Here is an 18,932-nt window from a genome sequence, read left to right on the forward strand (position 1 = left end):
ACGTGCGGCGGCGGTGATAACCGCCGCCGCAGAGGGGAAGATTAGCTAAAGAACATGACCGAAACGCACAGCAGGCCGACCACCAGGGTGATGAAATTACCCACTGAACGGTAGGGTTTGAGTGCGGGAATGATGTAGGTCGACAGCGTCGGCATGATGAACAGGATCATGGCGATCAGCGGGCCGCTGATGGCGTAGATCATGGAAATGGCGTTCGGATTGATGAAGCAAACTATGAACGTCAGCGTCGAGACCAGCAGAATCGACATCGCGCGGTTAAAGGCGCGGCTTTTGCGAATCCCGACCTGATTCAGCGACGTTTTCACGATTTCGCTGGCGCCTTCAATCACGCCAAAATAGGTGCCGAGGAATGACTTCGACATGGCCACTACGGCGACCACGATGCCTGTTACCGCCAGCCACGCCGGAGAACCAGGCATCATCGACAGCGCGGAGAGAATGGTCACTCCTTCGTTGCGGGCGTTTTCAATATAGGAGACCGGTATCGCCAGCAGGCAGCTGAAGACAAAAAACAGCACGCTGGCGCAGATGATGGTATAGGCCACCTTCATGATTTTTTTGCATTTACCCATAGCCAGATCACCATATTTCTCCTGCTGATCGATAGCAAAAGTTGAAATGATGGGCGTATGGCTAAAAGCGAAAACCATCACAGGGATTGAGATCCAGACCTGGTGGAACGTATGAGAAGTCAGCTGCAGCTGGCTGGTGAGGTGCTCAGGCTGCCAGTCGCCGATTAAATAGATCGACAAGAACAGGAAGCAGGCAATCAGCGGGAACACCAAAAAACCCATCACCTTAATCGTGATATGGCGGCCCATTAAAAAGATCAGGTTCAACACCATGACCACGGCCAGACTCAGCATGGCGCGAACGGCGGGTGTAATCGGCATATGCCTTGCCAGCTGCTCGGCGAGTGAGTTGGTGATTGCCACGGCGTAAATCAGGACGACCACGAAAAAGGCGAGGAAATAGAGGGCGGTGATCAGATTCCCCACTTTCTTGCCGTAGTAATGGTTAACCGCCCCGGTGATCCCGACGCCGGGCGCAACTTTCGCGGAGAGAATGAACTGACTCAGTGCTTTGTGCGGCCAGTAGGTTAACGGCCAGGCGACTAGCGCGGTGATGAACAGAACAATGGCGCCAGCAGACCCCAGCTGGATCGGCAAAAACAGAGTGCCGGCGCCTACGGCAGTGCCATATAAGGCAAAACTCCAAAGAGTTTCTTCTTTAGACCAAATTTTAGACATTGTGTGAATTTATCAACCGTAAGACCAAAAAAAAGGAGTGTAATTTACCACAACAACGAATGAGCCGTTGCGATACTTTCGGATGACAAACAGGGCAAGGGATCGCCGGGCATCCCCCGGCGATGAAGAGCAGTTAGCTGCGTGCCAGGATCCGCTGCTGGCGATATTTCAGTACGCGTTCGCGCAGAGTATCCCATACCCAGTTAAACAGCATGGTGTAGGGCAGGAAGAACAGCATAAAGCCGATTTCGAGCATAAACGCCTGGATCAACGAGACCCCGAGAATCAGTGCCACGGCGGTGACCCCGATAAGAATAAACCCGGATTCAAAGCCGATAGCGTGCAGCGCGCGGACTTTGAGAGTTCGCACCACGCGAGATACCGGCCAGAGGCGGTCAAAAGCGGCGTTATAAATCAGGTTCCATACCATGGCCAGCGTCGCGAGCAGCACGCTCAGCCCCCCCATTTCAAGAACCGAACGCTGCATCAGCCAGGCGGCGGTCGGGGCGAGAATTAACGTGGCGAGTCCTTCAAAACTGACCGCATGGATAACGCGCTCCGTCAGCGTTTTACGCTGAAATGTGTTCTGTTGCATGGCTTGCTACCTCCGAAAAGCCGTGGTTCTGACCGGTTCCTCTGCAGTTAAGGAGGGAACAGATTCTGAGAAATTACTCCGCATTTTATGGATAAATATGATAAACAAAAGATAGATTCCATCGATAAAGTAGATAGTTCATGCGCTATTCTCCCGAAGCTCTGACTGCATTTGTTGAAGCCGTGGCCTGCGGGTCGTTTTCTGCCGCCGCCCGTCGGCTGCGCAAAAGCCAGTCCACCATCAGCACCGCCATTTCAAACCTTGAAGCCGATCTGGGCGTCGCACTGTTTGACCGCGCGACTCGCCATCCCACGCTGACGCCACAGGGGGAACAGGTGCTGAGCTACGTCAAAGCGATTCTGGCGGCCAGCAATCGGCTGGATGAGCTGGCTATTTCACTGTCTGATGAAACGGAAGCGCGCCTCACGTTTGTACTCTCCGACACGCTGCATCCGGATGTGCTGGAGGATCTGCTGCAGCAGTTCGATCGTCGTTTTCCCCACACCGAGTTTGAGTGCCTGATAGGGGAAGATGAGGATGTTATTGACCTGCTGCAGAAGGAGCGCGCGCAGGTGGGGCTGATTGAGGCCAGGGATAGCTATCCGACGGAGATTGGCAGTACCCGGCTGCCGTTACAAACGGCGATGGCCATTTACGTCGCTCCCGCGCATCCGCTGGCGGCGCAGGGACGGGTCACCTGGGATGAGCTGCATAGCTGGCGAGAACTGCGCCTGAGCACTTTTCTGGCCAGCTCGCTGGAGCCTGCGAAAGGACAGGTCTGGTCGGCGCCGAACTATTTACTGCTGCTCAGCATGACGGTGCAGGGGCTGGGATGGTGCATTTTACCTTGTGCGCTGGTTGACGAGTTTGCCGGGTCAGGCACGCTGGTGGCGCTGAACATTCCCGGCTGGCCGCGGGCGATTTCCGTTGATTTATTGTGGAATAAGAAGGCACCGCCGGGGAAAGCCGGGAGCTGGCTGCGTCAGCATTTACAGCGCCAGGAACCCGCAACGCGGGGCTAATCTTTGTGATTCGCCTCACTTTTTTTAAACAATTGCGAAATTTTTTGATAACAATTCTCTACTATGTTGCTGTTTCTTTGCGCAGAGGCAGGGCAGAGGTAGAGGATGAAAGATGTCGTGATCGTGGGTGCGTTGCGCACTCCGATAGGGTGTTTTCAGGGAACGTTGTCGCGTCACTCCGCGGTAGAGTTGGGGAGTCTTGTGGTCAAGGCTCTGGTGGAGCGTACCGGTATCGACCCGCAAAGTGTTGATGAGGTGATCCTCGGGCAGGTTCTGACTGCGGGGACCGGGCAAAATCCGGCACGTCAATCGGCGATCCGCGGCGGCCTGCCGAATACCGTTTCTGCCATTACGATTAACGACGTGTGTGGCTCCGGACTGAAGGCGCTGCATCTGGCGACGCAGGCAATCCAGTGCGGAGAAGCTGACGTGGTGATTGCCGGCGGTCAGGAAAATATGAGCCGGGCGCCGCACGTTCTCACCGATAGCCGCACCGGCGCTCAGCTGGGCAACAGCCAGCTGATTGACAGCCTGGTCCACGATGGTTTGTGGGATGCCTTCAACGACTATCACATGGGAGTTACGGCGGAAAACCTGGCTCGTGAATATGGTATTAGCCGGGAGCTGCAGGATGCCTGGGCGCTGAGTTCGCAGCAAAAGGCCCGGCGGGCGATTGATTCAGGGCGCTTTCGTGATGAGATTGTGCCGGTAACCACCGAGCTGAACGGGGCGTCGCGCACCGTTGACACCGATGAGCAGCCGCGGGTTGATGCCAGCGCCGAAGGGCTGGCCAGCCTGCTACCCACCTTCGATCGGCTGGGTTCAGTGACCGCGGGCAACGCTTCCAGCATCAATGACGGCGCGGCGGCGGTAATGATGATGAGCGAATCGAAAGCGCAGGAGCTCGGTCTGCCGATCCTGGCGCGGATCCGCGCTTTTGCCAGCGTCGGCGTCGATCCGGCCCTGATGGGGATCGCGCCGGTACACGCGACGCGCCGCTGTCTGGAAAGAGCGGGCTGGCGGCTGGATGAGGTCGAGCTTATCGAGGCCAATGAGGCATTTGCCGCCCAGGCGATTTCTGTCGGCAGAGTGCTGGAATGGGATGAGCGGCGGGTCAATGTTAACGGCGGGGCGATTGCGCTGGGCCACCCCATTGGGGCATCAGGCTGTCGAATTCTGGTTTCTCTGGTGCACGAGATGATTAAACGCGATGCCCGTAAAGGGTTGGCAACGCTTTGTATCGGCGGCGGTCAGGGGGTTGCGCTGGCGGTAGAACGCGCATAGTCCCGCTTTACTTTACCTGCTTCTCAAGCCTCCTTACGGAGGCTTTTTTATTGGATTTTCTTCCCGCAGATCCTGGAAAAATTCAGCGAAAAGGGGGCGATAAAGCCCTTTTTTGTTGAGCTTTGTCACGTCCTGCTGTGCCATGTTTTTTGAAACAAATAATTACGATCTCGATCACTAAAACATATGTCCTTAAAAAATAAAATGCAGTTTCATAAAATAGAAACATAATTTTAATTTTGAGGGGTACCCTATGTTTGCAAGATCTCTGGCCCTTGCTACTCTCTGCGCCGCAGCGTTTTCCGCTTCCGCTGTCACGGTTGATTTGCGTCATGAATTCATTGATGGAGGTAAGACAGATAAAACCAATGCCGACCGTGTCTCGGTCTCCCATCGCTTTGCCAACGGATTCGGCTTCTCCGTAGAGGCAAAGTGGAAGTCAGGCGGCGATAATACCTCCCAACCGTATTCAGATTTTGTCGGCAACGGCCACGAAGAGACCATTAGCTGGCAGTGGAAGGCGAATCAGAATTTCTCCGTGACGCCGGGGTTTAATATTGAGAGCAACGATAGCCGCTCAATTTACAAACCCAATCTGCGCGTGCAATACAGCTTCGATAATGGTTTCTACGTGGCCGCCCGCTATCGCTACGACTATACCCGCTACCCGGCGAGCGCCGGCAAAGAAGACGATAAAGTGAACCGTGGCGATGCGTGGGCCGGTTTTGTGATGGGCAACTGGCGTACCGAGCTGAACTATGTTTATGCCCGCAGCTCCGAGGGAGTAAACCGCAACGACAACAAGCCTTACTCCCAGGAGTACAACGTGAAGCTGGCCTATAAGCTCGACAAAAACTGGGCGCCGTATGGTGAAGTGGGCAACGTGGGTGTGAATGACCGCAGCGATCGCCAGACCCGTTTCCGCGTCGGGGTTGCTTACAGCTTCTGATAAAACCCTCTTCCGTCATGACCCCGGAGCCGTCAGCCGGGGTTTTCTGTTTCTGTCGTCCGGATGCGGTTCCCGTTAGCGCTGATTATGGCGCAAGCAGACTTGGCCGCTCGCGCAGTCGAAAGGGGCTGCGGAAGGTTTCACCAGCACGGGTTCAACAGAAGGTGAGGAAAAACGGCCTGTGCCGGCCTCAACGACTCCGCCGGGCGGTAACGAAACAAAAAAGCCCTCCGCGAAGGAGGGCAAGGCCAGTTACAGAAACACACTCAAAAACAATACGGATATTACGCCTGCAGCATCTCCGGATGCGCCGGCAGTTTCGCGATGTAGATAGCCGGTTTCCCGTCTTTGTCCGAGCTGAACAAAATCGCCCGATCGTCGGGGGTAAACGAAGGATGCGGATGGGTGACCTGACGGCTATTGGCGACCGTCGCCCAGGAGGTATCATGCCGGGCAACGCGGAAGTAAGCCTGTTTCGCGACATCAAAGACGTAGAGATAAGGATCGTTATCAATGGTGTAACCGCTGGTATCTTTCACATCTACCGGCGTACCAGAGCCATCCCCAACCAACAGCGTGCCGTCGAAGTTGCTCATCAGATGCGAGCAGGCGGGCATCTGCATCAGCGCGGTATTGATGCCGGTATCCGGATCGAAGCGATAAATCGTCCGTCCCTGCTGACCTTTCAGATAAGAGACATAAATCAGCGCGGAACCGTTCGGGACCCAGAATTCGTGCGTACAGCTTTCGCCCTCGGCATGCTCTTTGACTTTCCGCACGTGACTGCCGTCTTCGTTGACCATCCACATCCGGGCATCGACCAGATCGTGCGGCCCTTCATGGCAGAAGGCGACGGTGTTGTCGTCGAACGGACGGTAGATGGGATGACCCAGCCATTTTTTCTCTTCATGAATAACGCGGCTCTCCCCGCTTTGCAGGTCGACGCGCAGCAGACGGCAGTGCGGACCTTTATGGAAGAAGTCGTGGAAAATCTGCCAGTCGTTGAGCGGTGTCCAGTCGCTTTTCGCAATCTCAATGCCGACCAGTTTGCTGCAGTCGCTGTTGGCGACCCAGGTACCGTATCCGACCCACTCATCCGGGACGCGGTAGACCTGGCGCTCCTGGAGGGTTGAAAGATTGACTTCCAGCAGCGTGCGGTCATTTTTAACGTAATAGAGCGCGGAATCATCCGGTGAGAGAAAGCCGCCGAAGGTATTATCGCCGGCGCCTTCGGTCAGCTGAACGGCCTCGGCTGTCGCGATATTTAGCAGATAGTAGTTCCAGTGGCCGTCAAATTCACCGGCGAACAGCAGGTGGCTGCCATCATTAAAAAAACACTTCTGATAGAAATAGTTACGATGACAGGTTACTTCCGGAGGGGTTAAGCGGGTGATCTCCGCGCCGGTATCCGGATCGCGACTGACTTCATAATTCAATTTTACCCGCATGCCTTTAGCCATGATGTACTCCTTTTCCTTCCCGCGATGTCGCCTGTCTGCAGGGGACGTGTAGCCAGGTGAGGTTGATTTAAAAGATAGGTGTTAATTTATCAAAACATCGTTTCATTATTTGTGATGGTGAGCGCAATTCACTATAAAATGTTGCGCTGGATCGCGGTTTTTCTGCTCTTTCAGCTGGCTTCTCGGGGCGATCTTGTTTTCATGCCCGCTTTTTACGTTTTACTGTCATTTTTCAAAGTTGAATTAACTCATTGTATTTTATTGTTTTTATATCTTTTTTTTTGCATCGCTTCGTGATCGGTTCTGCATTTCTGATAAATAGAACGCGAAAATATGAAACATCGTTTTAATAAAAATTGAAAACAGATTTCCTCAGGGGTAAGATGTCGACACTAGTAAAACGAAACTGTGTTTTATTTTTAAGGTGGGTAATACCCAGAGCGTTTTCCCTGGCGTAAGCAACCGTGAGGGATGCGGATCGGACAAATAGAACCTTGCCTGTGTTGTACGGGCTCTGAAAGACTAAGGAACAAAGTATGATACTCGATGCATTCTCTTTACAGGGTAAAGTGGCTGTTGTCACCGGCTGTGATACCGGGCTGGGTCAGGGTATGGCGCTCGGTCTGGCCGAAGCGGGCTGCGATATTGTCGGCATTAATATTGTTGAGCCGGTGGAAACGATTGAGCGTGTTACCGCGCTGGGACGTCGTTTCCTGAGCCTGACCGCCGATTTGCGCCAGATTGACGGTATTCCTCAACTGCTTGAGCGTGCGGTTGCCGAATTCGGTCATATCGATATTCTGGTCAACAACGCCGGTTTGATTCGTCGTCAGGATGCCCTTGAATTCAGCGAGAAAGACTGGGATGACGTGATGGATCTGAACATCAAGACCGTGTTCTTTATGTCCCAGGCGGCGGCGAAGCATTTTATTGCCCAGGGTAACGGCGGCAAGATTATCAACATCGCGTCGATGCTCTCTTTCCAGGGCGGTATTCGCGTACCGTCCTACACCGCATCAAAAAGTGGTGTGATGGGGGTGACCCGTCTGCTGGCGAACGAGTGGGCGAAGTACAACATCAACGTCAACGCGATTGCGCCGGGCTATATGGCGACCAACAACACCCAGCAGCTGCGTTCCGATGAACAGCGCAGCGCGGAAATTCTTGACCGCATTCCTGCCGGACGCTGGGGCTTACCGGACGATCTGAAAGGGCCGGTGGTCTTCCTCTCCTCCAGCGCATCGGATTACATTAACGGCTACACCGTGGCGGTCGATGGCGGCTGGCTGGCGCGCTAAGCTCGCGTGGCGACAGGCGATAAACCCTGCTTTGATGGCAGGGTTTTTTTATGCCTGGCGGTAGACCATGTCACTTCACCATCCGGCAATCGGCGCAACAGTGATGAAAGATGAACATTAATTATCCATATTGATATGGCGCTGAATTTGAAGATCGTCCATATCATTTCGTCGCGATTTCCCGCTGTTAGCCAATGGATAAAAGGAATGAATAAAAGGATATTGATGAAACGGCAATAATAGAAAGTTGAATGTCCATCACAAAACAAGTCCTGCCAGCAATTTAATCCATATCTTTGACGTCTCCTCCCTGACACTTTATCGCGCCGATCGCGTACTTTCACTGCACGTTTTACTTTGCTCAGGCAGGAAAAAAATGACCTCAATCAGTGACGGCACGACGGTCCTGGCGCGTAGCCAGCGTGATACCCGACGCATGAACCAGTTTGTCTCTATTGCCGCTGCGGTGGCTGGATTGCTTTTTGGCCTCGATATTGGGGTGATTGCCGGGGCGCTGCCCTTTATTACCGACCACTTTGTCTTATCCAGCCGGCTGCAGGAGTGGGTGGTCAGCAGCATGATGCTGGGGGCGGCGGTTGGCGCGCTGTTCAACGGCTGGCTCTCCTTCCGACTGGGACGTAAATACAGTCTGATGGTGGGGGCGGTATTGTTTGTGGCCGGATCGGTCGGATCGGCGTTTGCCGCGAGCGTCGAAATGCTGCTGGCGGCAAGGATCATTCTCGGTATCGCCGTGGGGATCGCCTCGTATACCGCGCCGCTGTATCTTTCTGAAATGGCGAGTGAAAACGTGCGCGGCAAGATGATCAGTATGTATCAGCTGATGGTGACGCTGGGGATCGTCATGGCGTTCCTGTCCGATACCGCGTTCAGCTACAGCGGCAACTGGCGGGCGATGCTGGGCGTGCTGGCGCTGCCGGCGCTTCTGCTGATCGTTCTGGTGATTTTCCTGCCAAACAGCCCGCGCTGGTTGGCTGAAAAGGGGCGCCACGTTGAAGCGGAAGAGGTGCTGCGTATGCTGCGCGATACCTCGGAAAAAGCCCGTGATGAGCTCAATGAAATCCGCGAAAGCCTGAAGCTTAAGCAAGGCGGCTGGGCGCTGTTTAAGATCAATCGTAACGTCCGCCGCGCGGTATTCCTTGGCATGCTGTTGCAGGCGATGCAGCAATTTACCGGGATGAATATCATCATGTACTACGCGCCGCGTATTTTTAAAATGGCCGGTTTCACCACCACCGAGCAGCAGATGATTGCCACGCTGGTGGTCGGCCTGACCTTTATGTTTGCGACCTTTATCGCGGTCTTTACCGTCGATAAAGCGGGGCGTAAACCGGCGCTGAAAATCGGCTTTAGCGTGATGGCTATCGGAACGCTGGTGCTGGGCTACTGCCTGATGCAGTTTGATAACGGCACCGCCTCCAGCGGCCTGTCCTGGCTTTCCGTCGGCATGACCATGATGTGCATTGCAGGCTATGCGATGAGCGCCGCGCCGGTGGTGTGGATCCTGTGTTCGGAAATTCAGCCGCTGAAATGCCGCGACTTTGGCATCACCTGTTCAACCACCACCAACTGGGTGTCAAACATGATTATCGGCGCCACCTTCCTGACGCTGCTGGATACGATTGGCGCGGCGGGGACCTTCTGGCTCTATACCGCGCTGAACGTGGCGTTTATCGGCGTGACGTTCTGGCTGATTCCGGAAACCAAAAACGTCACGCTCGAACACATCGAGCGCCGACTGATGTCCGGCGAAAAGCTGCGCAATATCGGTAATTAATCACAGGGATGCCCTTGGCAGCCACGGACTGGCTACGCGTACCGTTTCCCGATGGCTATCGCCGTGAATAATATGCAGGGCGCTCAGGCGCCCGATATCATAGTGCGGCAGCTGCACCGTCGACAGCGGCGGTAAAAACAGATCGCCAATGCCGACCATATTATCGTAGCCCACCACCGCAACGTCCTGCGGAATCCGCAATCCCTGCGCCAGCAGCGTCTGATAGACCATAAAGGCGATACGATCGTTGCCGCAGATAACCGAATCGAACGACGGTTTTCCCTGACGGAGATGGGCCTGCACCACGGCGGGAATATCATGGTAGTGCTTATCGCCGTAGGCCATATAGCTGTGCACCAACGTATCCGGGTCGATATCGGCTTCGCGGCAGGCGCGCTCCAGCCCCTGGCGGCGGCGTACGGTGGCGAGATGGTTGGCCGGGAGATGCAAACAGAGCGGGTTACGATAGCCTGCGGCGAGCAGCGCTTTGACCGCAGCGTACTGACCCTGCTCATCATCAGGAATATAGCTGGCGACCGGGTCGTTAAGACTTTCGCAGTTGGCAAGGACGCAGGGTAGCGTCAGCAGCTTGGCGGGAACGGGTACCTGGCGCAGCCCCATGGTGGTGTAGATGATACCGTCAGGACGGTGGGAAAGCAGCAGGTCGACGATGGTTTCCGGGCTATCATCGGAAAACATATTCACCACGAAGCTGTTCCAGCCGTGCGCGCGGGCGGTCTCTTCAATAGACAACGCGATCTCAACCGAAAACGGCGTGGTGACGGTATCCAGCGCCAGTACGCCAATGGTATTCGGCGTGGCGCGCGCGCCGCGTATTTTCTTGGCAGACAGGTCAGGGACGTAGTTGGTCTGCTCAATCGCAGACTGAACGCGAGCCAGCGTTTCGGGTTTCAGACGTTCCGGGTTGTTCAGCGCCCGTGAAACCGTCATCAGAGATACGTTTGCCAGTTTTGCCACATCTTTCAAAGATGCCATATTTCACACTCCACCGTTGCCGCCATGCAACAGGCTATACAACTAAGTTGCTGATGTAAAAGGATCATACGATATTCTATCGTATGCCGTGTTGTCTCAGTGGGCCGGATTATTTGATCGCGATCTCACCCTCGTTATGTTAACGTTAACTTTTGTGATTAACATCATGTATCTCGGCAAAACGGCATGATTTATGTTTTTTGTTAACGTTACCATTGCGTGCATTACCCCTACACGAGAATGTCATGATGAAAGCCCATCACTCTCACAGCTATCCGTTACTCAGCGCCTTACTGTTTTTCTTTTTTGTCACCTGGTCCTCTTCCGGCTCATTGCTCTCTATCTGGTTGCACCAGGAAGTCGGGCTCAAGGCGGGGGATACCGGGATCATCTATGCCGTGCTTTCCGTATCAGCGCTGTTTGCCCAGGTGTGCTACGGCTTTATTCAGGACAAGCTTGGGCTGCGTAAAAACCTGCTCTGGTATATCACCGTGCTACTGATTCTCTCCGGGCCGGCCTACCTGCTGTTTGGCTATTTGCTGAAAATAAACGTACTGCTCGGCAGTATCTTTGGCGGGATCTATATCGGCTTAACCTTTAACGGCGGCATCGGAGTACTCGAATCCTATACCGAACGCGTCGCGCGCCAGAGCCAGTTTGAGTTTGGTCGGGCGCGTATGTGGGGATCGCTGGGTTGGGCGGTGGCGACCTTTTTTGCCGGACTGCTGTTTAACATCAATCCGAAACTTAACTTTGCGGTCGCCAGCTGTTCCGGCCTGGTGTTCTTTGTTCTGCTGGCGCGACTGCGGGTCTCCTCCGCACCGCAGGCTATGCAGGAGGCCATCTCCGGCGGCAAAGTGACGCTGGAGGATGCGCTGCGTCTGCTGACCCTGCCGCGCTTCTGGGCGCTGGTCTTTTTTGTCGTCGGGACCTGCATTTACGGCGTCTACGACCAACAGTTCCCGGTCTACTTTTCCTCGCAGTTCGCCACCCTGCAGGAAGGGAACGCGATGTACGGCTACCTGAATTCTTTCCAGGTGTTCCTCGAAGCGGCCGGGATGTTCTGCGCGCCGTGGCTGGTTAACCGTATTGGCGCGAAAAACGGCCTGATTTTCGCCGGGATGGTCATGGCATTACGTATGGTGGCCTCCGGGCTGGTGGAAGGGCCGCTGCTGATTTCCATCACCAAACTGCTCCATGCGGTGGAGCTGCCGGTACTGCTGGTCGCCATCTTTAAATACAACAGCCTGAACTTTGATAAACGTCTCTCTTCCACGCTGTACCTGGTGGGCTTTGCCTGCACCAGCTCGGTGATTGCCACGGTGCTGTCGCCGCTGGCGGGCTACAGCTACGAGAAATACGGCTTCGCCCAGTCCTATCTGATTATGGGACTGCTGGTGTTCTGCACCACCTTTATCTCCATTTTCTTGTTGCGATCCAGTCGCTCATCTTCGGATCCGATGATGTCGCAACCCTCCGCTATCTGAATGAAAAGAGTGAAGAATATGATGTACACCGTTGCTAACGCTGAACAGGAACTGCAGGCGAAACGCGAGACGTTAAACCTGCGCTGGTACCCACGCTACCATCTCGCCGCTCGTGCGGGCTGGATCAACGATCCCAATGGTCTGGTCTGGTTTGACGGCTGGTATCACGCCTTTTATCAGCACCATCCTTACTCCACGCAGTGGGGGCCGATGCACTGGGGTCATGCGCGCAGCAAGGATTTAGTCCATTGGGAACACCTGCCGGTGGCGCTGGCGCCGGAAGGGCCGGAGGATAAAGATGGCTGCTTCTCCGGCTCGGCCGTGGTGGACGGCGATACGCTGGCACTGATCTATACCGGGCATAAATTCCACGGCGATCCCAGCGACGAAGAGAACCTCTATCAGGTGCAGTGTCTGGCCACCAGTCGCGACGGCATTCATTTTGAACGCCAGGGCATGGTGCTGGATACCCCGCCGGGCCTGCACCACTTCCGCGACCCGAAAGTGTGGCGCGAAGGGGATAGCTGGTACATGATCGTCGGTGCCCGCGTCGGTGATACCGGCCAGGTGCGGCTGTATCGTTCCGCCGATCTGCGCCAGTGGCATGACGAAGGGATCCTTGATGAAGCCGAAGATAAGATGGGCTACATGTGGGAATGCCCCGACTTCTTCACGCTCGGCGGCAAGCGAGTACTGATGTTTTCACCGCAGGGGATGGCGGCACAGGGCTATCAGAACCGCAATTTATTCCAGAGCGGCTATCTGCTCGGCGACTGGCAGCCCGGGCAGCCGTTTGTCCGGGAAGGTGAATTTGTTGAGATGGACCATGGCCATGATTTTTATGCCCCGCAGAGTTTCCTGACGCCCGACGGTCGCCGCATCGTTATCGGCTGGCTGGACATGTGGGAGTCACCGCTGCCGGAACAGCAGGACGGCTGGGCTGGCATGCTCTCTCTGCCGCGTGAGCTGACGCTGAGCGCCGATAATCGTCTGCAGATGCGTCCGGCGAAAGAGGTGGAGTGCCTGCGCAGAGCCTGGTTCCCGTGGCCGGTCAGCACGCTGAAAAACCAACGGTCGCTGATGGCGGAAAACGGTGAGGCGATGGAGGTGATCCTGCACTGGGACTGCGCAGGCAGTACGGCAGAACAGTATGGACTGAGCTTCGGCGAGGGGCTGCGGGTCTACGTTGATGCGCAGATGCAACGCCTGGTGCTGGAGCGGAACTACCCGCAGTACGGTCTGTGCGGCACGCGCAGCGTACCGTTGCACGAGGGGGCCGATCTGAAACTGCGGGTATTCTTCGATAGCTCTTCCGTTGAAGTGTTTGTTAATGACGGAGAGGCCTGTCTTAGTAGCCGTATATATCCGGATGCCGCTCGCCGTGAATTATCTTTATTTGCCTGGAACGGTTTGGCGTCTTTAACTGAAGCAGGAGCCTGGCAGCTGGAATAAATTTTATTGCATGGTCGTTAATAACCCGTCTTCGACGATGGGCGGGTTATTATTGTCATTATCGTCGTGCTTTGCCCATAAATAAAAATACCCGTCATACTTCAAGTTACATGTGCGTTGGCTTTCCTCGCGCCCCCGTCACTTACGCGAGTAAGCGCCAGGGGACTCACTGCATCGCCGCCTGCCTGTCACTCGAATTATTGAGGGTAAAAACTTCATTTTAATAAAGGGTTTTCCGATGAATAAAATCTGGGTCGGGTGTGTTCTGACGTCTTTATTTACCCCTCTGGCTAATGCACAGGCGCCGTTATCCCTTGAGGAGCGGCTGGCGCAAATGGAGCAACGACTAAAGGCGACCGAACAGCGGGCGGCCAGCGCGGAGGCGGAAATCCGGGCGCTGAAAGGCCAGGAAACGCCAGCGACGGTGGTCAGCGCCGCACCGGCTAAACCGACTTTACAGCTTAATGATTATGGCGAATTAAAATTCTATGGCGACGTTGAGTTTAATATGGACGGTGCCAGCCGTACCGGTAGCCTGACGTCGGTGAAAACCAGCGCGAATAAAAACTGGGCGCCGGGAGATAAAGAACGCTGGGATATTAACGGGCGCATTCTTCTGGGCTTTGATGGATTACGTAAGGGGGCTAACGGAAAATATGCCGGGTTCAGCGTGCAGCCGCTGGCGGATATGAATGGAAAAATGAATCTCGATGATGCGGCCTTTTTCTTTGGACAGGAGCATGACTGGAAAATTAAAATCGGCCGCTTTGAGGCCTACGATATGTTCCCGCTGAATCAGGATACCTTTATTGAATATTCCGGTAATACGGCCAACGATCTGTATAGCGACGGCTACGGCTATATCTATATGATGAAAGAGGGACGCGGGCGCAGCAGCAGCGGCGGCAGCTTCCTGCTCAGTAAAAATATCGATAACTGGTATTTTGAGGTGAATACGCTGGTGGAGGACGGCAGCTCGCTGTTTGTCGATCGGAACTATCACGGCAACGCGCTGGATAACCGTAAAAACGTGGTGTACGTGCGTCCGGTCGCGGCCTGGCAGTCCGGCGCCTGGTCGGTGGCGGCGGCAATGGAGAGCAACCTCGTTAATAACGCTTACGGCTATGAAAAAACGGGGGGAGGCTGGGTCGACCAGTCAAATCGTACCGGTTACGGGATGACCATGAGCTGGAACACGCTGAAAACCGATGCCGAAAATGGGGCCGCGGTGAATCTGAGTACCGCCTATCTTGATGCGGCGGATGAGAAAGATTTCAGCGCCGGTATCAACGCATTATGGCATCGTGTAGAGCTGGGCTATATCTATGCGCATAACAAAATCGACAAGTTCAATATGTCCGGCGTGAGCGCGGAGTGCGATGGCGACTGCGCGATTCTGACGCCGGGTCGCTATGATATCCACACCATTCATACGTCATGGCAACTGCCGAATATTATGGATATGCCGAACTTTAATATTTATCTCGGCGCGTATGCGTCATGGCTGGATTCATCGGCGGCGAAAAGCGGCAATACCGATGAACGCTACGGCGCGCGGGTACGGTTTAAATATTTCTTCTGACAGGTTTCCCCGGGGGGGCGCAAACGCCTTCCCCGGGGCTACCGGACCGCAGACGGCTGTGAACCTGGCGCCCGGCCAGGCACCGCGCGAGCCGGGGGAGGTTGCCGAATGACTACACCTCCGCCAGGTACAGCGCCGGCATCCCTTCTTTATCGGAGGTAAACAGCACCCAGCGGTCATCCGGCGAAAATGACGGATGGGGGTGGGTGACCTGACGATCGCCGTCGAGCACTTTCCAGCTGGAGTCGTGGCGACAAATGGCCCGCTGCGTACCGGACTGCACGTCAAATACCCAGATAAACGGATCGTTCAGCTGAATATCGCCGGTATGATGCGGCGCGCCATCGCCGACGACCAGCGAACCATCGTAGTTACTCATCAGGTGCGAGCAGGGAGGAATGGTCAGCAGCTGACGATTATCCAGGGTGGTGGGGTCGGCACGGTAGAGATAGCGATGCGGATCGTTTTCCCGGTGGGCGACGTAATAGAGCGCAGAGCCATCCGGCACCCAGAACTCATGGGTGAAACTCTCTCCCGGCTGGTGCTGGCGAACGTTGCGCATATTGCTGCCGTCAGCGTTGATAAGCCACATCCTGGCGTCGATAGCATCACGCGGTCCTTCGTGGCAGAACGCGATGGTCTGGTCATCAAACGGCCGGTAAATCGGATGGCCCAGCCAGCGTTTCTCCTGCAGGACAACGCGGCGCTCGCCGCTATGCAGGTCGATATTGATCAGGCGGCATTCGGGTTGGGTAAAATAAAAGGCGCGGAATTTACTCCAGTCGGTCAGCGGCCGCCAGTCGCTTTTTTTTATCTCGATGCCGACCAGTTTGCTGCAATCGCTGTTTGCCACCCAGGTACCATAGGCGACCCAGTCGTCATCCACTGTGTAAACCACCTGCTCTTCCCGCGTCGCCAGATCCACGCGGCGCAGCTGCCGATTGTTTTTCACATACCACAGCGTGCGGTCGTCGTCGGATAGAAAACCGCCGAAGGTATTATCGCCCGGCCCGTCGGTCAGCTGTATGGCCTGCTGCGTGGCCAGATCGAGTAAATAGTAGTTCCAGTGGCCCTCGAATCCGCCGCCGAAAATAAGTTTGCTGCCATCCCGGGTAAAGCACTTTTGATAGAAGTAGTTACGGTGGCAGATAACGTGCGGGGGCGTCATCCGGATCACCTGGCGGCCGGTTACGCTGTCTTCCGTGGTACGGAAATTCAGCGGGATGATTTTGCCTTTCATGACTCGCTCCTGACGAAAAAATGCCCCGCAGCCGAGGCTGCAGGGCAGAGAGAATGATCGACCGTTAGCGCATGGCGCGTTTCAGAATACGATCGGACTGGCGCTGGAAGTCGGCGGCCGTCTCTTCTACGCTTTTCTGTCCGTAGTCGATGTACTGCAGCGACGTGCCAAACTGGGCAACAATCTGCGGGTCATCAAAGTAAGGCGATACCGAGAGTTTTGTCGGCAGCGACTGCGCCAGCTTCAGCCCGGATACTGCCGGATCGTCGGTTTTGATCGTGCCGTCTTCGGTCAGGTATTTCACCGCCACTTTGCTTAACGGCACGCCGCGCTCAAGGCCCAGCGTATCCACGCCCTCTTTGCTGTTCAGCAGGAAGTTAATCACTTTCGCCGCCGCTTCCGGATTTTTCGTCGATTTGCCAATGGAGAGCATCTGCGCCGGTTTAAAGAACAGGCCGGCATCGGTGGCGCCCGGTAGCATCGGGTAGTCGCCCAGCGCCAGCTTCGCCGGCGGCTTCAGGTTGTCGGAGTATTTGTTGATGGTGGAGTTCCACATATATGTCCCCGCCCATTCGCCCTGAATCCACGGCTTCATCTCATACATGTTGCTCTTGCCGAACGAGGCATAGTATTTGGTGTCCGGCATCACGTGGCTGTCGATGAGCTTTTTGTACATCTGGAAGAATTCGACCCACTGTTCTTTGCTGTAGGAGAATTTCTTCGTTTTCTCGTCGATAGCCGGCTGGTTGTACTTCTGAATCATGTAAGAGTTCAGCAGCGCCAGGGTGTCCTGATGCTCCAGCACCACCGGGTAATACTGCTTACCCAGCTTGCTCTCAAAGGTTTTGCCCGCCGCCATCAGCTCATCCCAGGTTTTCGGGAAGGTGACGCCGGCTTTTTTCCAGGTTTCGTCGTTAAAGTAGAACACCCTGGCGGTAACGGAAATCGGGATACCGTTGAGTTTGCCATTGACCGTGGTGGACTGCAGCTCTTTGGCATCGAACTGGCTGAGGTCGATGACATCCTTCATTTTGTTCAGATCGTAGAAACCCTCACCGTTCTTCGAGAAGATCGGCAGCCAGTTCCAGTTTGTCTGCATCACGTCCGGCTCGGTTCCCCCGGCGATTTGGGTGGTCAGGCGCGAAAGATGGCCGTCCCAGCCGGTATATTCGGCTTTAACGTTGATGTCCGGATTCTGTTTATGAAACTCCTCCAGCGCTTTCAGGGTGACCTGATGGCGGCCGTTGCCGCCCCACCATGACATACGCAGATCGACATCCTTTGCCAGAGACGGTAACGCGGTAAGGCCCAGAGTGGCGGAGATTGCGGCGCTTAAAAGCACTTTTTTCATTTTAATACTCCAGTGATTACAGAGAGATATTCTGTTCGGTGGCGGCATCAAAGAGATGGCACTTATTCATGTCGAATTTGAACCACACCTTGCGATGCAACCCTTTTTCAATCATCGGCTTCGCTTGGTCAGAAGGGACGCGGGCGGTCAGTTCATAGTCGGCGACTTTCAGGTAGACGAAAAACTCGTGCCCCATGTTCTCGACCCGCACCATTTCGCCCGAGCAGCCGCCTTCGGCGAACGGTTCATCGGCGATGGCGACAAACTCCGGGCGGACGCCGTAGAACAGCGGCTGGTTTTTATGGCTGGCGACTTTATCCTGCAGGGCTGCGCTTAACGGCAGCAGCTCATCGCCGATAGTCAGGTGCAGGCGCCCGGCCTGTTCAACCAGTTTGCTGGGGCGAATATTCATCTCCGGGGCGCCGATAAAGCCGGCCACGAACATGTTTTTCGGTTTGTGATACAGGTTGTCCGGAGTATCGACCTGCATGATATGCCCGAGCTTCATGACGCAGATCCGGTCGCCCATGGTCATCGCTTCGGTCTGGTCGTGGGTGACGTACACGGTGGTCGCCGGCTTGCCGGATTTCTTCAACTGCTTGTGCAGATCGGAAATGCGGATACGCATCGAGGCGCGCAGCTTGGCATCAAGGTTAGAGAGCGGTTCATCAAACAGGAACACATCCGGTTTTTTGACAATCGCGCGGCCAACCGCCACGCGCTGGGCCTGACCGCCGGAAAGCTGGCGCGGCAGACGGTCGAGCAGCTCTTCCAGCTCGAGGATTTTGGCCGCTTCGTTAACCTGGGCATCAATCTGATCTTTCGGCAGCTTGCTCAGCTTGAGACCAAAAGCCAGATTCTCACGCACCGTCATGTGTGGGTAGAGCGCATAGTTCTGGAACACCATCGCAATACCGCGTGATTTTGGCGCGAGGTTGTTGACGATCTTCTCGCCGATACGCACTTCGCCGCCGCTGATGGTTTCCAGTCCCGCCAGCATACGCAGGGTGGTGGATTTCGCACAGCCGGATGGCCCGACGATCACCATAAACTCGCCGTCCGCGATTTTCAGGTCGATAGCATGTACCGCTTTGAAGCCGTTGGAGTAAACTTTTTCCAGTTTGTTGAAAATAACTTCAGCCATGATATT

General features: G+C 55.1%; 15 protein-coding genes. 8 read left to right on the top strand and 7 right to left on the bottom strand.

What is annotated here, in order from left to right; all coding sequences use genetic code 11:
- Positions 1-41: 41 nt before the first annotated feature.
- Together DSD31_RS04675 and DSD31_RS04680 are read right to left on the bottom strand one after the other, a co-directional pair.
- Positions 42-1,271, bottom strand: coding sequence for an amino acid permease (locus DSD31_RS04675; RefSeq protein ID WP_004867200.1), 1,230 nt, complete (start codon positions 1,269-1,271; stop codon positions 42-44).
- A gap of 133 nt (positions 1,272-1,404) precedes the next feature.
- The gene (locus DSD31_RS04680) at positions 1,405-1,866 is read right to left on the bottom strand and encodes a multidrug/biocide efflux PACE transporter (protein WP_004867197.1); all 462 of its coding nucleotides are present in this window, start codon (positions 1,864-1,866) and stop codon (positions 1,405-1,407) included.
- 140 nt (positions 1,867-2,006) lie between these two features.
- Here DSD31_RS04680 and DSD31_RS04685 point away from each other — a divergent pair, with 140 nt between their 5' ends.
- The 3 genes from DSD31_RS04685 (at position 2,007) to DSD31_RS04695 (ending at position 5,121) form a co-directional block, all read left to right on the top strand.
- Complete coding sequence (locus DSD31_RS04685; RefSeq protein ID WP_004867195.1) at positions 2,007-2,888, top strand: LysR family transcriptional regulator; 882 nt, start codon at positions 2,007-2,009, stop codon at positions 2,886-2,888.
- Positions 2,889-2,993: 105 nt separating this feature from the next.
- Positions 2,994-4,172 (top strand): acetyl-CoA C-acetyltransferase, encoded by a 1,179-nt coding sequence (locus DSD31_RS04690; protein ID WP_113990857.1) that lies wholly within the window; start codon positions 2,994-2,996, stop codon positions 4,170-4,172.
- 253 nt (positions 4,173-4,425) lie between these two features.
- Positions 4,426-5,121 carry a porin gene (locus DSD31_RS04695; protein WP_004867190.1) on the top strand — a complete coding sequence of 232 codons (696 nt, stop codon included), beginning with the start codon at positions 4,426-4,428 and terminating at the stop codon, positions 5,119-5,121.
- Positions 5,122-5,405: 284 nt separating this feature from the next.
- On the opposite strand, the gene DSD31_RS04700 is transcribed toward DSD31_RS04695, so the two are convergent.
- Entirely contained in the window at positions 5,406-6,581 is a 1,176-nt protein-coding gene (locus DSD31_RS04700) for an oligogalacturonate lyase family protein (RefSeq protein WP_004867187.1), read from the bottom strand.
- Positions 6,582-7,117: 536 nt separating this feature from the next.
- Between DSD31_RS04700 and kduD the strand changes: the two genes are divergently transcribed.
- Both kduD and araE read left to right on the top strand, forming a co-directional pair.
- Positions 7,118-7,879 (top strand): 2-dehydro-3-deoxy-D-gluconate 5-dehydrogenase KduD, encoded by a 762-nt coding sequence (kduD, locus tag DSD31_RS04710; RefSeq protein ID WP_004867185.1) that lies wholly within the window; start codon positions 7,118-7,120, stop codon positions 7,877-7,879.
- Between the two features lie 376 nt (positions 7,880-8,255).
- Positions 8,256-9,674: an arabinose-proton symporter AraE gene (gene araE, locus DSD31_RS04715; RefSeq protein ID WP_004867182.1), complete on the top strand. Its 1,419-nt coding sequence runs from the start codon at positions 8,256-8,258 to the stop codon at positions 9,672-9,674.
- Here the strand turns inward: araE and DSD31_RS04720 are convergent, their stop codons facing one another.
- Positions 9,675-10,670 carry a LacI family DNA-binding transcriptional regulator gene (locus tag DSD31_RS04720; RefSeq protein ID WP_004867180.1) on the bottom strand — a complete coding sequence of 332 codons (996 nt, stop codon included), beginning with the start codon at positions 10,668-10,670 and terminating at the stop codon, positions 9,675-9,677.
- 245 nt (positions 10,671-10,915) lie between these two features.
- Here DSD31_RS04720 and DSD31_RS04725 point away from each other — a divergent pair, with 245 nt between their 5' ends.
- From DSD31_RS04725 to DSD31_RS04735, 3 genes are all read left to right on the top strand, one after another.
- Positions 10,916-12,157, top strand: a complete 1,242-nt coding sequence (locus tag DSD31_RS04725) for an MFS transporter (RefSeq protein ID WP_004867177.1) — start codon at positions 10,916-10,918, stop codon at positions 12,155-12,157.
- A gap of 18 nt (positions 12,158-12,175) precedes the next feature.
- Positions 12,176-13,609 (top strand): glycoside hydrolase family 32 protein, encoded by a 1,434-nt coding sequence (locus DSD31_RS04730; protein ID WP_004867174.1) that lies wholly within the window; start codon positions 12,176-12,178, stop codon positions 13,607-13,609.
- A gap of 238 nt (positions 13,610-13,847) precedes the next feature.
- The gene (locus DSD31_RS04735) at positions 13,848-15,191 is read left to right on the top strand and encodes a carbohydrate porin (RefSeq protein ID WP_054829046.1); all 1,344 of its coding nucleotides are present in this window, start codon (positions 13,848-13,850) and stop codon (positions 15,189-15,191) included.
- A gap of 112 nt (positions 15,192-15,303) precedes the next feature.
- Here the strand turns inward: DSD31_RS04735 and DSD31_RS04740 are convergent, their stop codons facing one another.
- From DSD31_RS04740 to DSD31_RS04750, 3 genes are all read right to left on the bottom strand, one after another.
- A complete protein-coding gene (locus DSD31_RS04740) occupies positions 15,304-16,431 on the bottom strand; it encodes an oligogalacturonate lyase family protein (RefSeq protein WP_113990859.1) in 1,128 nt (375 codons plus the stop codon).
- 64 nt (positions 16,432-16,495) lie between these two features.
- Positions 16,496-17,782 carry an ABC transporter substrate-binding protein gene (locus DSD31_RS04745; protein WP_015585833.1) on the bottom strand — a complete coding sequence of 429 codons (1,287 nt, stop codon included), beginning with the start codon at positions 17,780-17,782 and terminating at the stop codon, positions 16,496-16,498.
- Positions 17,783-17,798: 16 nt separating this feature from the next.
- A complete protein-coding gene (locus DSD31_RS04750) occupies positions 17,799-18,926 on the bottom strand; it encodes an ABC transporter ATP-binding protein (protein ID WP_015585834.1) in 1,128 nt (375 codons plus the stop codon).
- Positions 18,927-18,932: the final 6 nt, after the last annotated feature.

Source organism: Klebsiella sp. X13 (assembly GCF_003323835.1).
Classification (GTDB): domain Bacteria; phylum Pseudomonadota; class Gammaproteobacteria; order Enterobacterales; family Enterobacteriaceae; genus Klebsiella; species Klebsiella ornithinolytica.

Bases quoted from the DNA above. Each gene is read 5' to 3' on its own strand.
- DSD31_RS04675 (WP_004867200.1), bottom strand. From the start codon at position 1,271: ATGTCTAAAATTTGGTCTAAAGAAGAAACTCTTTGGAGTTTTGCCTTA.
- DSD31_RS04680 (WP_004867197.1), bottom strand. From the start codon at position 1,866: ATGCAACAGAACACATTTCAGCGTAAAACGCTGACGGAGCGCGTTATC.
- DSD31_RS04685 (WP_004867195.1), top strand. From the start codon at position 2,007: ATGCGCTATTCTCCCGAAGCTCTGACTGCATTTGTTGAAGCCGTGGCC.
- DSD31_RS04690 (WP_113990857.1), top strand. From the start codon at position 2,994: ATGAAAGATGTCGTGATCGTGGGTGCGTTGCGCACTCCGATAGGGTGT.
- DSD31_RS04695 (WP_004867190.1), top strand. From the start codon at position 4,426: ATGTTTGCAAGATCTCTGGCCCTTGCTACTCTCTGCGCCGCAGCGTTT.
- DSD31_RS04700 (WP_004867187.1), bottom strand. From the start codon at position 6,581: ATGGCTAAAGGCATGCGGGTAAAATTGAATTATGAAGTCAGTCGCGAT.
- kduD (WP_004867185.1), top strand. From the start codon at position 7,118: ATGATACTCGATGCATTCTCTTTACAGGGTAAAGTGGCTGTTGTCACC.
- araE (WP_004867182.1), top strand. From the start codon at position 8,256: ATGACCTCAATCAGTGACGGCACGACGGTCCTGGCGCGTAGCCAGCGT.
- DSD31_RS04720 (WP_004867180.1), bottom strand. From the start codon at position 10,670: ATGGCATCTTTGAAAGATGTGGCAAAACTGGCAAACGTATCTCTGATG.
- DSD31_RS04725 (WP_004867177.1), top strand. From the start codon at position 10,916: ATGATGAAAGCCCATCACTCTCACAGCTATCCGTTACTCAGCGCCTTA.
- DSD31_RS04730 (WP_004867174.1), top strand. From the start codon at position 12,176: ATGATGTACACCGTTGCTAACGCTGAACAGGAACTGCAGGCGAAACGC.
- DSD31_RS04735 (WP_054829046.1), top strand. From the start codon at position 13,848: ATGAATAAAATCTGGGTCGGGTGTGTTCTGACGTCTTTATTTACCCCT.
- DSD31_RS04740 (WP_113990859.1), bottom strand. From the start codon at position 16,431: ATGAAAGGCAAAATCATCCCGCTGAATTTCCGTACCACGGAAGACAGC.
- DSD31_RS04745 (WP_015585833.1), bottom strand. From the start codon at position 17,782: ATGAAAAAAGTGCTTTTAAGCGCCGCAATCTCCGCCACTCTGGGCCTT.
- DSD31_RS04750 (WP_015585834.1), bottom strand. From the start codon at position 18,926: ATGGCTGAAGTTATTTTCAACAAACTGGAAAAAGTTTACTCCAACGGC.